A 15,334-nucleotide genomic window follows, 5' to 3' on the forward strand; every position below is an offset into this window, starting at 1 on the left:
CGCCCTCAGGCAGCGGCGTGATGCGGGGTGAGGGCGATGGTCAGGTCGGCGTCGAGGGCACGGGCCAGGCGCCGCAGAAGAGGGATGGTCGGCATGGTGCCGCCGCCTTCGATCCGGGAGATCTGCGGCTGCTTCATACCGCAGCGTTCGGCGAGTTCCGTCTGGGACAGGCCGAGGGCCGTGCGCCGGTCGTGGACGAGCTGGCCGAGGTCGTGCGCCAACTCGGCCTCCTCGTACAGCCGGTCGTACTCCGGGTTCTCCTCGACCACTTCACCGAGGAGCGCACGGTGGCGGCGGGTCTTCCACTCGGCGTGGTTCATCGCAGTTCCTCCTTGACAGGGCGGCTGTAGACCTCGTGCTCGGCGGCCGGCCCATGGCTCGACTCGCAGATCTCCTGGGCGGCGAAGGCGCGTTCGATCTCGGCCGTCTCGCGCATCCTGGTCTTGCGGAAGACGGTGAGCAACACGACGCGGCGGTTCGGGGCCGGCCAGTACGTGACGCGCTGGGCGTGGTCCCCGAGGTCGAAGCGTAATTCCCGGAGCTTGCCGCCCAGGTGTCTGCTGTAGGGCTCGCCAAGGGTGGTGGCGTACTCGGCGAGACGATCGACCTTCTGCTCGGCCATCACGTAGTGGTGGGGCGGGAGGCCCTCCAGCCAGAGGCGCACCTCGGGCTCGATCTCGATCGTGAACCGCTCACCATGCATAGCGTCAATGATATATACCGCGAGTGTTATGCCCCACCCGGCCGATGTCCCTCGGCCGATGTCCCACCCGGCCGATGGCCGACCCCGGTCAGCCCGTCGCCCCCTCCCACGTCTCCGGCGCCCACACCCCCGACCGCCGCAGCGCGTTCGGGCAGTGGCGGAAGATCTCGTCGATCTCGACGACCAGGGCCAGCTTCGGGCGTTGGCCCTTCAGTGTCATCGCGTCGAAGAAGGGGGCGTCCATGACGATGCGGGCCCGGCCGTTGACGCGCAGGACGTCCATCGCGCCGGGTATCAGGAAGAGCAGGCCCACGCGCGGGTTGGACAGGATGTTGTGGAAGCTGTCCGCGCGGCGGTTGCCGGGGCGCTCGGGGAGGGCCAGGGTGCCGGGGTCCAGGACGTGGGTGAAGCCGGGGCCGTCGCCGCGCGGGGTGGCGTCGCAGTTGCCGTACGCGTCGGACGTGGCCAGCGTGCAGAACGGGGAGCGGGCCAGCAGGGCCAGGTCGTCGTCGGTGAGCCGGTCGTGGACCTTGTCGACGACGATGGGGTGCGGGGTGCCCAGGATCTCGCGCAGCTCGTCCGCCGAGCCCAGGGGTACGGCCCCGGCCAGCGGGCCGGAGGCGGGGGCGGCGGTGTCGGCGGCGTACGGCAAGGGGTGGGCTCCGTAATCGTGGGGTGCGGCAGCACGCGGTCGAACAGGCGCTGTTAGGGTGACCTTACTTTGGGCCCCCTTGTCTTCCCCGCCCGGGGTGGGCCGGGTGCGGATCGCCGTGCCCCGGGCCGCTGGGTGAGGGTCTTCACGTGTGCGGGGCCCGTGTGTGCGGGCGCCCCCGTTGTGAGGGGGCCCGCGCAGTCAACGACGCCCAGGCGTGCAGGCGCCGACGAGCAAGGGTGAGGAACCGAACCGTGCACCACCGCATTCCGGCCGCCGCCCCGGTGGCAGGGCCGTGAGCGGCTCCGCCGTCCTGGACGCGCGGGGACGGACGCGCGAGCGGAGAGCGGCAGCGCCTCGGCGCAGCCGGCCCGTCCTCGCCCTCGGGCTCCTGGCCGCCCTCGGCGTGCTGGTCCTCACCGTCGTGGCGAGCCTCGCCATCGGCTCCGGGGACGTGCCGCTGCGCGATGTGCTGCCCGGCGTCCTCGACCCCGACCTCACCGTCAAGGGCCAGCTCGTCATCCAGGAGGTCCGCATCCCGCGCACCGTCGCCGGGCTGCTCGCCGGGGCGGCGCTCGGGCTCGCGGGGACCGTCATGCAGGGCGTCGCCCGTAACCCCCTCGCCGACCCCCAGCTCCTCGGCATCAACGCGGGCGCCTCGGTCGCCGTCGTCTGCTCGATCACGCTGCTCGGCTTCACCGTCGCCACCCAGTTCATCTGGTTCGGCTTCCTCGGCGCGCTGCTCGCCGCCCTCCTCGTGTACGGGATCGGCTCGCTCGGCCGCGAGGGCGCCACCCCGGTCAAGCTGGCGCTCGCGGGAGCCGCCACCAGCGCCGTACTCACCTCCGTGACCAGCGCGATCCTGCTCCAGGACCGGGGGAGCTACGACCAGTTCCGGTTCTGGCAGCTCGGGGCGCTGACCGCCCGCTCCTCCGAGGTGCTCTGGCAGGTCTCCCCGTTCATCCTCGTCGGGACCGTCCTCGCCCTCGCCCTCGGGCCGCAGCTCAACGCCCTCGCCCTCGGCGACGACCTCGCGCGCGGCCTCGGCCAGCGGGTCGGGACGGCCCGGATCGTCTCCGCCCTCGCCGTGGTGGTGCTCTGCGGCGCCGCCACCGTCGTCGCCGGACCGATCGGCTTCGTCGGCCTCGCCGTACCGCACGCCGCCCGCCTCATCACCGGGCCCGACTACCGCTGGGTGCTGCCCTACAGCATGGTGCTCGCCCCGGTCATGCTGCTCGTCGCCGACATCGTCGGACGCGTGATCGCCCCTCCCGGCGAGGTGCAGGTCGGCGTGATCACCGCCGCGATCGGCTGCGTCCCCTTCATCTGGCTGGTCCGGCGCAGGAAGCTGGTGGAACTGTGAGCCCGGGGCCCGCCATCACCAAGGACGCCGCGCCTACGGACAAGGAGCGGCTCGCCGACGCCGTACGCCAGGTCTGCGCCGTACGCGGACGGGGGCGCCGGCGCTCCGTGACCGTGGGGGCGGCCCTGCTCGTCGCCGTGGCCGCCATGTTCTGCCTCTCGCTCAGCGTCGGCGACATGGTCATGCCGATCGGGAAGGTCGTCGAGACCCTCCTCGGAGGCGGCGACGGCGGCTCCCGGTTCGTCGTGCTGGAGCTGCGACTGCCCCGCGCCCTCATCGCGGTCCTCGTCGGCGCGGCCTTCGGCCTCTCCGGAGGCGTCTTCCAGACCGTGCTGCGCAACCCCCTCGCCAGCCCGGACCTCATCGGCATCAGCGCCGGGGCCAGTGCCGTCGCCGTCACCGCCGCCCTCCTCTTCCAGGTCAGCGGAGTCGCCCTCTCCGCCAGCGCTCTGGCCGGTTCGCTGGCCGCCGGGGTCGCCATCTACCTCCTCGCCTGGCGCCAGGGGGTCGCCGGACAGCGCCTGGTCCTCGTCGGGATCGGCGTCGGCATGGGGCTCTCCAGCGTGGTCTGGTACGTGATGGCCCGCTCCGACGTGACCGACGCGCAGGAGGCCTTCCGCTGGCTGGCCGGCAGCCTCAACGGCCGCTCCTGGAACCAGGCCTGGCCCCTCGCCGGCGCCCTCGCCCTGCTCGTCCCCCTCACCGCCCTCGCCGCGCACGCCCTGCGCCCCCTCCAGCTCGGGGACGACGCCGCCGCCGGACTCGGTACGAAGGTGGAGCCCAGCCGGCTCGCCCTGCTCGGCTGCGCCACGGCCCTGGCCGGGGTCGCCACGGCGGCGGCCGGACCCGTGGGGTTCGTGGCCTTCGTCGCCGCGCCGATCGCCCGCCGCCTGGTCCCGGGCCGGGGCGCGGCCCTCCCGCACGCGGCCCTGACCGGAGCCCTGCTGGTCCTCGTCGCCGACTTCGCGGCCCAGCACATGCTGCCCTCGGTCCAGCTGCCGGTGGGCGTGGTCACCAGCATCATCGGCGCCCCGTACCTGCTCCTTCTTTTGGCCCGCGCCAACCGCGTGGGCAGCGGGGGCTGACATGCCGGTTCATCGGGACGGCCCGGTCCATCGGGATGGTTCGGCCCATCGGGACGGTCTGGTTCATCGGGACGACGACAACGAAAGGCGTGGCCCGGTCGTGGCTGAGCACACACTTGAAGCCCGGGACGTCAAGCTCGGCTACGGCGACCGGGAGATCGTCCCCGGCCTGAGCGTGAAGGTCCCGCCCGGACGGATCACCGTCATCGTCGGCCCCAACGCCTGCGGGAAATCGACCCTGTTGCGGGCGATGGCCCGGCTGCTGGCCCCCTCCGCCGGGGCGGTGCTCCTGGACGGCCGGTCCATCCAGGAGATGCCGACCAAGGAGGTCGCCTCCGTGCTCGGCATCCTGCCGCAGAGCCCCACCGCCCCGGAGGGCATCACCGTCTCCGACCTGGTCGGCCGTGGCCGCTACCCGCACCAGGGCTGGTTCCGCCGCTGGGGCCCCGAGGACGACGAGGCCGTCGCGCGGGCGCTGCTCTCCACCGACGTCCTGGAGCTGGCCGACCGGCCGGTGGACGAGCTCTCGGGCGGTCAGCGCCAGCGGGTGTGGATCGCGATGGCGTTGGCGCAGCGTACGGACATCCTGCTGCTCGACGAGCCGACGACGTTTTTGGACGCCAGTCACCAGCTCGACGTCCTGGACCTGCTCACCGACCTCAACCGGGAGCGCGGGGTCACGATGGTGGCCGTCCTGCACGACCTGAACCTGGCCTGCCGGTACGCGGACCACATGATCGCCATGAAGGGCGGGCGGATCCTCGCGGAGGGGCGGCCGGTCGACATCGTGACGGAGGCGCTGGTGGGCGAGGTCTTCGGGATGCGCTGCTCGGTGATCGAGGACCCGGCGTCGGCCACTCCGATGGTGGTGCCGCTGGGCCGCCACCATGTGAAGCACCCGGCGGCCTGAACCACGTACGGAACCAGTCGGGGCAGGACCACGTACGGGACCCCATGGGCCGAAACCGGCGTTACGGGACCCCACCGGCCGACCCCGATAGCACCGTTGTCATTAGGTGAGGCTAACCTAAAGACATGAACGCTTCCGCTCCCCGGCGCCCGCGCCGCACCCCCGTCCTGATGGCCGGTGCCGTTGCCGCGCTGCTCGTCGGCGTCTCCGCCTGCGGCTCGTCGGACGACTCCTCCGACACGTCCGCCCCCGCCTCCTCCGCCGCCTCCGAGGGTGCCTTCCCGGCCAAGGTCGCGACGAAGTTCGGCGAGGTCACCGTCGACAAGCAGCCCAAGCGGATCGTCGCCCTCGGCTGGGGCGACGCCGAGACGGTCCTGGCGCTCGGCGGCCAGCCGGTCGGCGCGAGCGACTGGCTGCCGTTCGGCGGCGAGGGCGTCGGCCCCTGGGCCAAGGGCATGTACGACAAGGCCCCGGAGCTCATCGGCACGATGGAGCCGGAGTTCGAGAAGATCGCCTCCCTCCAGCCGGACCTCATCCTGGACACCAAGTCCAGCGGCGACCGGACCCGGTACGACACCCTGAAGAAGATCGCCCCGACCGTGGGCGTGCCCAAGGACGGCGACCAGTACATGATCTCGTGGGAGCAGCAGACCACGATGATCGCCGCCGCCATGGGCGTGCCCGAGAAGGGCAAGGAGCTGATCGCGGAGACCGGGAAGAAGTTCGAGGCCGCCGCGCAGGCGCACCCCGAGTTCAAGGACGCCACGATCGTGCTCGGCTCGCGCACCTCCGAGGGCTACGGCGCGTACGTCGGCGGCACCGGCCGGGTCGACTTCGTCGAGCGCCTCGGCTTCCGGAACAGCCCGGCCGTCGAGGCCAAGGCCGGTGGGAGCTTCTCCGTCTCCGTCTCCAAGGAGAACCTCGAACTCCTGGACGCCGACCTCACGGTGATGACCCCGATCGGCATCCCCGCCACGGACATCGGCAACGACCCGCTGTACAAGGCGGTCCCGTCGGTGAAGGCCGGCAACGCCCTGATCTTCGACGACAAGGACATCGCCCAGGCGTTCGCCACGGACTCGGTGCTCTCCGTCTCGTACGCCCTGGAGAAGGTCGTCCCGCTCTTCGCGGAGAAGGTCAAGAAGTAACCCCGTACGCGAGACGTAACCCCGTACGCGAGACGTAGCCTCGTACGCGAGACGTATCGACGTACTACGCGAGGCGTATCGGCCTACCGACGCGCGCGGGAAGTGACCCCGTACCTACGACAGCGCGCCCCCCACCCGGATGTCACGGGTGCGGGGCGCGCTGCCGTACGTACGGCCCTGGATCAGCCCTGCGGGGCGGCGGCCTTGATCGCGGAGATGTCGAAGCTCAGCTTGACCTTGTCGCTGACCATGACCCCGCCGGTCTCCAGCGCCGCGTTCCAGGTCAGGCCCCAGTCGGAGCGCAGGATCTCGGTGCCGCCCTCGAAGCCGACGCGCTCGTTGCCGTAGACGTCGGTGGCGGAGCCGTTGAACTCCAGGTCGATGGAGAGCGGGCGCGTGACGTCCTTGATGGTCAGGTCGCCGGTGATCCGGTACGCCTCGCCGCCCAGCTGCTCGGCGCGCGTCGAGCGGAACGTCATCAGGGGGAACTTCTCGGCGTCGAAGAAGTCGCCGCTGACCAGGTGGCCGTCGCGGTCGGCGATGCCGGTGTCGATGCTCGCGATCTTCACGTCGATGGCGGCGGAGGAGTTCGCCGGGTCGGTGCCGTCCAGGGTCAGGGTGCCCTCGTGCTCCCCGAAGGAGCCGCGCACGTTGGTGACCATCGCGTGCCGCACCGTGAAGCCGATGCTGCTGTGGGCCGGGTCGATGGTGTACGTGCCGGTCAGGGCGGCCAGCGCGGGGTCCACCGCGGGGGCCTCGGTGACGGCGGTCGGGGCGGCGGTCGACTTGCGGGTGAACAGAGCCATGGCTCCTCCTCGGGGGACGTGTGCGAGCGGTGCTGTGCGGGGGTGGCACAGGTGCACCGGCGAATGTGTCGCCGGGCGGTGTTGTTTAACCTTCAACGAGAACGACAGTAGCCCTATCTTGTTCAAGTTTCAACTTTTTGCTGTGCCGGGGGTGCCGACCCGGGCCACACCTGGGCTGGCACCCGGGTCACACCCAGGCCCACACCCGGGTCGCCCCCGGCGATCAGGCGATCGGGTCGACCGTCGGCCCCTCCCGCTCCAGCAGCTCCAGGGCGAACCGCTCCCACCGCGCGTACCGGTCGGGGTGCTAGGAGCGCTGTACCGCCTGGCACGCCCTGCTCGGCTCCATCGACTCCCAGCCCTTGACCTGGAGCAGCCCCGGGTTGCTCGTCAGCGAAGGCAGTCCGTAGAAGGACTTCGACGCGGTCGGGACGTGGGTGATCTGCCGCGGGGTGCCCCAGCCCATGCTCGGGCGCTGCTGGAAGACGCCGAGCGAGTCCTGGTCCACCGGGGTCGTGTGGTTGACGAACGTCGACTCCTGCGAGCGCCGCGAGTGTGCGGAGGGGGAGCCTGTTCTTTCGCATGCGGAACGGTTCCGGGAAGCCGGAACGAAAGACAAGAACGCCGCGAACGGTATGAATTGACGGCGTGTCGTGCCTCAGGGGGCGGTGCGCGCCCGGACAGGTGAGGACAGATGAGCGCCCTCCGCCGGCCGGGTCCGGCGGAGGGCGCTCATCGGTCGGCCGCGAGGGTCGTCAGGACCCCACGCTCACCGTGAAGCGGCGCGGGTTCCCGTCGTGCGCGGCGCCCGAGACGTCGGGCTCGCCGTCCGGGCGGACGTCGTCGTACGGGAACGCGTAGCCGATCGGGCTGTTGGCGTGGACCACGCGGGACCAGTGGTTGGTCACCGGGGTCCTGTAGTAGTCCGACACCGACGTGCCGTTCGGCTGGCTCGGGTGGCTCAGCATGATCGAACGGTTGAAGCCGGCCGCCAGCCGGGCCAGGATCGCCTTCTTGTCGTCGGAGTCGCCCGGGTTGTTGGTGAACGGCCCGTGGTTGCAGGTGAAGATGTCCTTCGTCTCCGGCTTGGTGAACGTGTGGCCGCCCTCGAAGGTGAGGACGTCACCGCTGACCCGGCCCGCCAGCGTGCCCCGGCCGCCCTGGAGGTCGATGCGCAGGTCCTCGGAGCGGTACTTCTCCCAGACCTCGTCGATCTGGGCCTCGAACAGGCCCCGGAACGGCATCTCGTCGGGCCGGTCGAAGTACGGCGCCATGATGTTCTGCGGCGAGACGACCCGCAGCACGTTGCCGTCGTCGCCCCGGGTGACCAGCTGGTCCCAGGGCTGCCCGTCGGCGGCGGCCTGGGCGGTCAGGTCCGCCGCGATCCGCTCCGCCGCGCCCTCGGGGTGGGGGGCCACCACGTGGGTGCCGTCGCCCTCCAGCGTGATGCCGATCGGGAGGGCGGTGATCAGGTCGACGTAGCTGATGTTGGAGTACAGCTGCTCGGTGTTGAAGGTGAACTCGGCGAACGCCCAGGTCCGCCCGTAGTTCGGATCCGTCGGCGTCGCGAAGGCGGGCTCCACCAGCGAGGGGCCCGGGTTGAGGAAGAAGTCCAGCTTGTCGTCGCGGACGAAGTAGACCCGCGCCCCGTACATCTGCGGCAGGGTCAGCACCACCGGGGCCGCGCCCGCGCCGTTGAGCGGGATCGCGCAGTCCACCGGGAGCGGGGTCTGCGGGGCGCCGGGGGAGTCGGGGTGGTAGACCTCGCCGTTGGGCCGGAGCAGCACCCAGCGGTCGGTGCCCAGCTCGTGGCCGGTGACGTAGGCGTGCACCGTGCCCGGCAACGACTTGTTCTCCAGCGCCAGTTCGCAGGTGGCCGGAGCCGCTGAGGCGCGCGGGCTGAGGGCGGTGCCCCAGGCGGGGTACGTCAGCGCCGCGGCCGAAGCGGCGACGCCGGTCAGGAACATTCTGCGCGAAATCACGAGGGAACTCCCGATTGTGTGGGGGCCGCAGACGGGTCGTGGGGGTGCGTGGGGAGAGGCCGGACAGTGGGGGTGTCTGCGGGTGCGCACCACTCTCGCGAGGGGTGGAGCGGCCGTCAATACTTATCGCTGAGAGCGCTCTCAAAAACTCCGGGTCTTCACAACTCGACGCCCGGAAGCGGTACTTGCCGGAGCCGGGTGGGTGCGAACCGTGACCGTACGGAGGTGGCCGCGGCCAAGAGGTGAACGAGAGGCCGGCCGTGGCCGGCGCCGAGGCCACTTGGACTAACGGACCGCGGTTGTTGGACGGAGACGGCCCCCGGGACCGACATGCGTTGACGGTGTCCCGACACGGCGACTACTCAGGGGCCATGTCGCCAAGATTCCCCTCCGTCGGCCTGGTCGCCGTCGCCTCAGCCGCCGTCCTGGCGCTCGTGGGGGCAGCCCTCCCCGCCGCAGCCGCCGATCCGTCCCCCGCACCGGCCGGGGCGGCGAAGCCCGGCGCGACCGCCACCATCGGGTCCCGCCAGCTCACCGTCGCCGTGGCCGACGACTTCCCGCGCGTCCTGTCGTACACCGACCGGGCGAGCGGCGAGCACCTCCTCGGCAGTACGCGGCCGGTCACCGCCGTCACCCTCAACGGCACCGCCCACCCGGTGAAGCTCAAGGCCGCGCCGAAGGTGAACGCCGCCTCCGCCCGCTACACCCTCGCCTTCACCGGCCTCCCCGGCGTCGAGATCGACGCCTCGCTCACCGTCTCCGGCCGGACCACCACCTTCAAGGTGACCGCCGTCCGCGACACCGCCGCGTTCCGGGTGTCCACGATCGACATCCCCGGCCACGACCTGATCTCCGTCGGCTCCACCGAGCCCGGCGCCGCCACCGCCTTCACGATGCTGGACCCGGACTCCACCCGTACCGCCGACGTCTTCGGCGAGGTCACCGGGGACACCGAGCCGGATCCCGCACCCGTCGGCGCCACCTACGCGATCCTCAACACCGCCTCCCTCGCCGCCGCCGTCGAGTCCAACTCCTCCTACGACAAGCCCTCCGGCCCCACCGACGGCGACGACGCCCGCCTCTGGCGCCAGGCGCGCGCCGAGGCGGACGGCAGCGTCCGGGTCGGCGTCAGCTCCGGCCAGTGGACCTACCGGGGCGAGGGCGCCCCGAAGCCGGAGAGCGGCGAGAACCTGCCCTGGGCCAAGGTCGTCGTCACCCCCGACGCCAACGGCGACAGGTCCGTCGACTGGCAGGACGGGGCCATCGCCTTCCGCTCCATCGGCATCACCGCCCCGGGCAGCGAGGAGACGGCCGACCGGGTCGTCACCCACATCCCGTTCAACTTCGCCAGCCAGGCCACCCACCCCTTCCTGCGCACCCTCGACGACGTCAAGCGGATCTCGCAGGCCACCGACGGCCTCGGCCAGCTCGCCGTCCTCAAGGGGTACGGCTCCGAGGGCCACGACTCAGCCCACCCGGACTACGGCGGCAACTACAACAAGCGGGCCGGCGGGCTCAAGGACCTCAACACCCTGCTGAAGAACGGCAAGAAGTGGGGCGCCACCTTCGGCGTCCACGTCAACGCCACCGAGTCCTACCCGGAGGCCAACGCCTTCAGCGAGCAGCTCGTCGACAAGACCAAGCCCGGCTGGAACTGGCTCAACCAGAGCTACTACATCGACCAGCGCCGCGACATCAACAGCGGCGACCTGGCCGAGCGCTTCCAGCAGCTGCGCGACGAGACCGACAAGAACCTCGGCTTCCTCTACATCGACGTCTACTACTCGCACGGCTGGATCGCCGACAAGACCATGCGGGCCGTCCAGAAGCAGGGCTGGACCGTCGGCACCGAGTGGGCCGACAAGTTCGAGCGCGCCTCGCTCTGGTCGCACTGGGCCAACGACCTGAACTACGGCGGAGCCACCAACAAGGGCCTCAACTCGCAGATCATCCGGTTCATCCGCAACGGCGAGAAGGACATCTGGAACGACCACCCGGTCCTCGGCCAGAGCGTCCTGGAGGACTTCCAGGGCTGGACCGGAGAGAATGACTGGAACGCCTTCACCGCCAACATCTGGCAGAAGAACCTCCCCGCCAAGTACCTCCAGCAGCAGAGGATCACCCGCTGGGACGGCAACGACATCACCTTCACCGGCGGTGTGCGCGGCACGGTCGAGGACGGGAAGCGGACCTTCTACCACCAGGGCCGCAAGGTGCTCAGCGGCACCGACTACCTGCTGCCCTGGGACGGCGGGAAGAAGCTCTACCACTACAGCGGGACCGGGGGCACCAGCACCTGGGAGGTGCCCGGGAAGGGCCCGTACACGGTCTACGCGCTGAGCGACAACGGGCGGGAGAAGGTCACCACCGTACGCCCGGCCAACGGGAGGATCACGCTCACCGCCACCGCCGGACAGGCCTACGTCCTCCACCCGGACCAGGCGCCGAGGGCAGCCGACCCGGCATGGGGCCAGGGCACCCCCCTCAAGGACCCCGGCTTCAACGACCGTGACCTCAGCGGCTGGACGAAGACCGGCACCGTCGCCCGCTCCACCGACGAGCAGGGCCGCAACAGCGCCGCCCTCTCCGGCACCGCCACGGCCGCCCTCTCCCAGCCCGTCACCGGCCTCGAGCCCGGCAGGCGCTACACCGCCTCCGCCCTCATCGAGGTCGAGCCCGGCCAGACGCGCCGTACGGTGCTGAGCGCGGGCGGGAAGTCGGTGGCCGTCGACCGGTCCACGGCCAAGGACTTCGTCGCCGCCTCCGACTGGCACGGCACCTACTTCCAGCGCGCCAAGGTGAACTTCACCGCCCCCGCCGACGGCCGCACCACCCTGCGCGTCGAGGCGGCGGCGGGCTCCTCGGCCACGGTCCGCGCCGATGACGTACGGATCGTCGAGAACGCCCCCGCCACCCGGCCCGGCACCCTCGTGCACGAGGACTTCGAGGCGGTCGACCAGGGCTGGGGCCCCTTCCTCAAGGGCGACGCGGGCGGCTCCACCGACCCCCGCACCAGCATCTCCCAGCTCCACGCCCCGTACACCCAGGCAGGCTGGAACGGGAAGCTGATCGACGACGTGCTCGGCGGGAAGGAGTCCCTGAAGTCCCACGAGGAGAACACCGGGCTCGTCTACCGCACCGCTCCCTGGACCGTCCCGATGCGGGACGGCCACCGCTACGAGGTCGCCTTCGACTACCAGTCCAGCCACGCCGGCGCCTACACCTGGGTCGACGGCCACGACCGGATCACCGCCGACGGAACCCCCGCCTCCACCGAGGTGCGGTCCACCCCCATCGGGCAGCAGCGCACCACCGGCCGCTTCAGCCAGACCCTCACCGCGGGCTGCGGCGACACCTGGACCGGGCTGCGCAAGCGGGCCGGAGCACCCCAGGGCGCCGACTTCGTGCTCGACGCCTTCACCGTGACCGACCTCGGCCCCGCCCCCGCCGGGCAGGAGGCCGTCTGCGGCACGCTCGACGTGGCCGCCGACGCGCAGACCCTGGAGCCGGGCGCCCCCAACACCGTCAAGGCCACCTTCGGCAACGACGAGGCGAGCGCCGCCACCGGGGTGGAGCTGGCGCTGACGGTCCCCGAGGGATGGCGGGCCGAGCCGGCGGGCGCGGTCGCCTTCGACTCCGTGGCCCCGGGCGCGAAGGTCACCGGCAGCTGGCGGGTCACCCCGCCGGTGGACGCCCCGTACGAGACGTACCAGCTGGCCGCCCAGGCCACGTACGCCGTGGAAGGCGCCCCGCGCACGCTCGACGCGCAGACCTCCGTACGGACCCTGCCGCCCCCGCCCACCGAGGACAGCTGGGCCAGTGACCTCGACTGGACGGCCGCCGAGAACGGCTGGGGACCCGTCGAGCGCGACCGGTCCAACGGGGAGGCCGGGACGGGCGACGGCGGCCCGCTGACGATCGGCGGCGTCACCTACACCAAGGGCCTGGGCACCCACGCCCCCGCGAAGATCCGCTACTACCTGGGTGGGAAGTGCACCTCCTTCACCGCCGAGGTCGGCGTCGACGACGCCCAGGCCACCCGCGGCAGCGTGCGGTTCTCCGTCACCGCCGACGGCACCGGGAAGGTGGTCTCACCGGTGCTGGGGGCCGCCGACCCGGCCTGGAAGCTCACCGCCGACGTCACGGGCGCCGCCTACGTCGAGCTCGTCGTCGACGACGGCGGTGACGGCAACGGGAACGACCACGCCGACTGGGGCAACGCCCGTTTCCACTGCGGAGGTTGAACCTTCGTCGAACAGTGGCGGAGGCGTGATGGAGCCGAGCTGAACAGTGCTCGGCCATACTGAGGGGGCCTGCGGGCCCCCTCAGGGGCGTGTGGCCCACGGCACACCGGCCCCTTTGTGGGCTTCCCACAGTGCGGGGCGGCGTTTCGCTGGTGGATCGTGTGCCCGGAGGGCTGGTTCTGTTGACACCCACCACGAAACGGGGCAGGAGACTGTACGGAGTCGACGGCACGATTTCTGGGTCGGGGTTCGTAGGGTCGATGCATGACCGTTGTGGACGAAACCCAGGGTGAGCCGAGCGACACGCGTGGCCGGGTGGCCGAACTGCTGGCCCTGCGCGAGCAGGCCCGGCGCGGCCCCAGCGAGCGCGCGACCCAGGCGCAGCACGCCAAGGGCAAGCTGACCGCGCGTGAGCGCATCGAGCTGCTGCTGGATCCGGGCTCGTTCAAGGAGGTCGAGCAGTTGCGCCGGCACCGGGCGACCGGGTTCGGCCTGGAGGCCAAGAAGCCGTACACCGACGGTGTCATCACCGGCTGGGGCACGGTCGAGGGCCGTACGGTCTTCGTCTACGCGCACGACTTCCGGATCTTCGGCGGGGCGCTCGGTGAGGCGCACGCCACGAAGATCCACAAGATCATGGACATGGCCATCTCGGCCGGTGCCCCGCTGGTCTCGCTGAACGACGGCGCCGGCGCCCGTATCCAGGAGGGCGTCTCCGCGCTCGCCGGCTACGGCGGCATCTTCCAGCGCAACACGCGCGCCTCGGGCGTCATCCCGCAGATCAGCGTGATGCTCGGCCCGTGCGCGGGCGGCGCGGCCTACAGCCCGGCGCTCACCGACTTCGTCTTCATGGTCCGCGAGACCTCGCAGATGTTCATCACCGGACCCGACGTCGTCAAGGCGGTCACCGGCGAGGAGATCACCCAGAACGGCCTGGGCGGCGCCGACGTCCACGCCGAGACCTCCGGCGTCGCGCACTTCGCGTACGACGACGAGGAGACCTGCATCGCCGAGGTCCGCTACCTGCTGGGGATGCTGCCCTCCAACAACCGGGAGAACCCGCCGGTCGCCGAGAGCGACGACCCGGCCGACCGGCGCGGCGACGTCCTGCTGGACCTGGTCCCGGCCGACGGCAACCGCCCCTACGACATGCACCAGGTCATCGAGGAGCTCGTCGACGACGGCGACTACCTGGAGATCCACGAGCGCTGGGCCCGCAACATCATCTGCGCGATGGCCCGCCTGGACGGCCAGGTCGTCGGCATCGTCGCCAACCAGCCGCAGGCGCTGGCCGGGGTGCTGGACATCGAGGCGTCCGAGAAGGCCGCCAGGTTCGTCCAGATGTGTGACGCCTTCAACATCCCCATCATCACCCTTCTGGACGTCCCCGGCTTCCTCCCCGGGGTCGACCAGGAGCACGGTGGGATCATCCGGCACGGCGCCAAGCTGCTGTACGCCTACTGCAACGCCACCGTGCCCCGGATCTCGCTGATCCTGCGGAAGGCCTACGGAGGCGCGTACATCGTCATGGACAGCCAGTCCATCGGAGCCGACCTCACCTACGCCTGGCCCACCAACGAGATCGCGGTGATGGGCGCCGAAGGCGCCGCCAACGTCATCTTCCGCCGCCAGATCGCGGACGCCGAGGACCCCGAGGCCATGCGCACCCGCATGGTCAAGGAGTACAAGGCCGAGCTGATGCACCCCTACTACGCGGCCGAGCGCGGCCTCGTCGACGACGTCATCGACCCCGCCGAGACCCGTGAGGTGCTCATCGCCTCGCTCGCCATGCTCCGCAACAAGCACGCCGACCTGCCCTCCCGCAAGCACGGCAACCCCCCGCAGTAGTCGCCCCTCCGCAGCGGCGCGATCCGCCGCACGGTCCACGACACCCTGCCCAGAAGACGGAGACACCCCACCATGAGCCTGACCACCGCCGAGTCCGTCCTGCGCGTCGAGAAGGGTCACGCCGACCCCGAGGAGCTGGCGGCCATCACCGCCGTCCTGATGGCCCGCGCCGCCGCCCAGCCGGCCGCCCCCGCCCACCGCGGCCGCGACACGGCCGGCTGGCGCCGCCTGGAGCGCACGCCGGGCTTCCGCGCACCGCACAGCTGGCAGGGCTGACCCGCCCGCCGGGCATGACGGGAAGGGCCCCGCACTCCGTGAGGAGTGCGGGGCCCTTCCCGTACGGGCGATACAGGCGGTACGTCCTAGCGCAGGCGGGCCATCAGGGCGTGCTCGACCAGCGTGATGAGCGCGCTCTTGGCGTCGGCGCGGTGCCGGGCGTCCGTCGTCAGGATCGGGGTGTCCGGCCCGATCTGGAGCGCTTCGCGTACCTCGTCGGGAGTGTAGGGCTGGTGTCCGTCGAAGCCGTTGAGGGCGATGACGAAGGGGAGGCCGCTGTTCTCGAAGTAGTCGACCGCGGGGAAGCAGTCGGCGAG

The 15,334-nt window shown here is 71.4% G+C and carries 12 protein-coding genes and 2 pseudogenes; 7 read left to right on the top strand and 7 right to left on the bottom strand.

Annotated elements, in window-relative coordinates; all coding sequences use genetic code 11:
* Window positions 1-5: 5 nt before the first annotated feature.
* The 3 genes from AB0917_RS01455 to AB0917_RS01465 form a co-directional block, all read right to left on the bottom strand.
* Window positions 6-320, bottom strand: coding sequence for a helix-turn-helix transcriptional regulator (locus AB0917_RS01455; RefSeq protein ID WP_366817388.1), 315 nt, complete (start codon window positions 318-320; stop codon window positions 6-8).
* Complete coding sequence (locus AB0917_RS01460) at window positions 317-703, bottom strand: type II toxin-antitoxin system RelE/ParE family toxin (RefSeq protein WP_366817389.1); 387 nt, start codon at window positions 701-703, stop codon at window positions 317-319. The genes AB0917_RS01455 and AB0917_RS01460 overlap by 4 nt, the downstream gene beginning before the upstream one ends.
* Window positions 704-791: 88 nt before the next feature.
* On the bottom strand, window positions 792-1,355 hold the full coding sequence (locus AB0917_RS01465) for an MSMEG_1061 family FMN-dependent PPOX-type flavoprotein (RefSeq protein ID WP_366817390.1): 564 nt from the start codon (window positions 1,353-1,355) through the stop codon (window positions 792-794).
* Window positions 1,356-1,650: 295 nt separating this feature from the next.
* Here AB0917_RS01465 and AB0917_RS01470 point away from each other — a divergent pair, with 295 nt between their 5' ends.
* The 4 genes from AB0917_RS01470 (at window position 1,651) to AB0917_RS01485 (ending at window position 5,861) form a co-directional block, all read left to right on the top strand.
* Window positions 1,651-2,718 (top strand): iron chelate uptake ABC transporter family permease subunit, encoded by a 1,068-nt coding sequence (locus AB0917_RS01470; RefSeq protein WP_366817391.1) that lies wholly within the window; start codon window positions 1,651-1,653, stop codon window positions 2,716-2,718.
* Window positions 2,715-3,803: an iron chelate uptake ABC transporter family permease subunit gene (locus tag AB0917_RS01475; RefSeq protein WP_366817392.1), complete on the top strand. Its 1,089-nt coding sequence runs from the start codon at window positions 2,715-2,717 to the stop codon at window positions 3,801-3,803. Before AB0917_RS01470 ends, AB0917_RS01475 begins: the two co-directional genes overlap by 4 nt.
* A 100-nt stretch (window positions 3,804-3,903) precedes the next feature.
* Window positions 3,904-4,713, top strand: coding sequence for an ABC transporter ATP-binding protein (locus AB0917_RS01480; protein WP_366817393.1), 810 nt, complete (start codon window positions 3,904-3,906; stop codon window positions 4,711-4,713).
* A gap of 125 nt (window positions 4,714-4,838) precedes the next feature.
* Window positions 4,839-5,861, top strand: coding sequence for an iron-siderophore ABC transporter substrate-binding protein (locus AB0917_RS01485; protein ID WP_366817394.1), 1,023 nt, complete (start codon window positions 4,839-4,841; stop codon window positions 5,859-5,861).
* A 182-nt stretch (window positions 5,862-6,043) separates the two neighbouring features.
* Here AB0917_RS01485 and AB0917_RS01490 read toward each other — a convergent pair whose 3' ends face one another.
* The 3 genes and pseudogenes from AB0917_RS01490 to AB0917_RS01500 all read right to left on the bottom strand — a co-directional run bounded on the left by AB0917_RS01490 (window position 6,044) and on the right by AB0917_RS01500 (window position 8,634).
* Window positions 6,044-6,667 (bottom strand): YceI family protein, encoded by a 624-nt coding sequence (locus AB0917_RS01490; RefSeq protein WP_366817395.1) that lies wholly within the window; start codon window positions 6,665-6,667, stop codon window positions 6,044-6,046.
* A 223-nt stretch (window positions 6,668-6,890) separates the two neighbouring features.
* Window positions 6,891-7,208 (bottom strand): annotated as a pseudogene (locus AB0917_RS01495) (peptidoglycan-binding protein); the annotation flags it as partial.
* A gap of 214 nt (window positions 7,209-7,422) precedes the next feature.
* Window positions 7,423-8,634, bottom strand: a complete 1,212-nt coding sequence (locus AB0917_RS01500; RefSeq protein WP_366817407.1) for a glycoside hydrolase family 64 protein — start codon at window positions 8,632-8,634, stop codon at window positions 7,423-7,425.
* 386 nt (window positions 8,635-9,020) lie between these two features.
* On the opposite strand from AB0917_RS01500, the gene AB0917_RS01505 reads away from it, so the two are divergent.
* The 3 genes from AB0917_RS01505 (at window position 9,021) to AB0917_RS01515 (ending at window position 15,017) form a co-directional block, all read left to right on the top strand.
* Window positions 9,021-12,893: an endo-alpha-N-acetylgalactosaminidase family protein gene (locus AB0917_RS01505; protein WP_366817396.1), complete on the top strand. Its 3,873-nt coding sequence runs from the start codon at window positions 9,021-9,023 to the stop codon at window positions 12,891-12,893.
* A 264-nt stretch (window positions 12,894-13,157) separates the two neighbouring features.
* A complete protein-coding gene (locus tag AB0917_RS01510) occupies window positions 13,158-14,741 on the top strand; it encodes an acyl-CoA carboxylase subunit beta (protein ID WP_366817397.1) in 1,584 nt (527 codons plus the stop codon).
* 72 nt (window positions 14,742-14,813) lie between these two features.
* Complete coding sequence (locus AB0917_RS01515) at window positions 14,814-15,017, top strand: acyl-CoA carboxylase subunit epsilon (RefSeq protein ID WP_366817398.1); 204 nt, start codon at window positions 14,814-14,816, stop codon at window positions 15,015-15,017.
* A gap of 86 nt (window positions 15,018-15,103) precedes the next feature.
* Here AB0917_RS01515 and AB0917_RS01520 read toward each other — a convergent pair.
* A pseudogene (locus tag AB0917_RS01520) lies at window positions 15,104-15,334 on the bottom strand (ATP-binding protein); the annotation flags it as partial.

This window comes from Streptomyces sp. NPDC007346 (assembly GCF_040703535.1).
Lineage (GTDB): Bacteria > Actinomycetota > Actinomycetes > Streptomycetales > Streptomycetaceae > Streptomyces.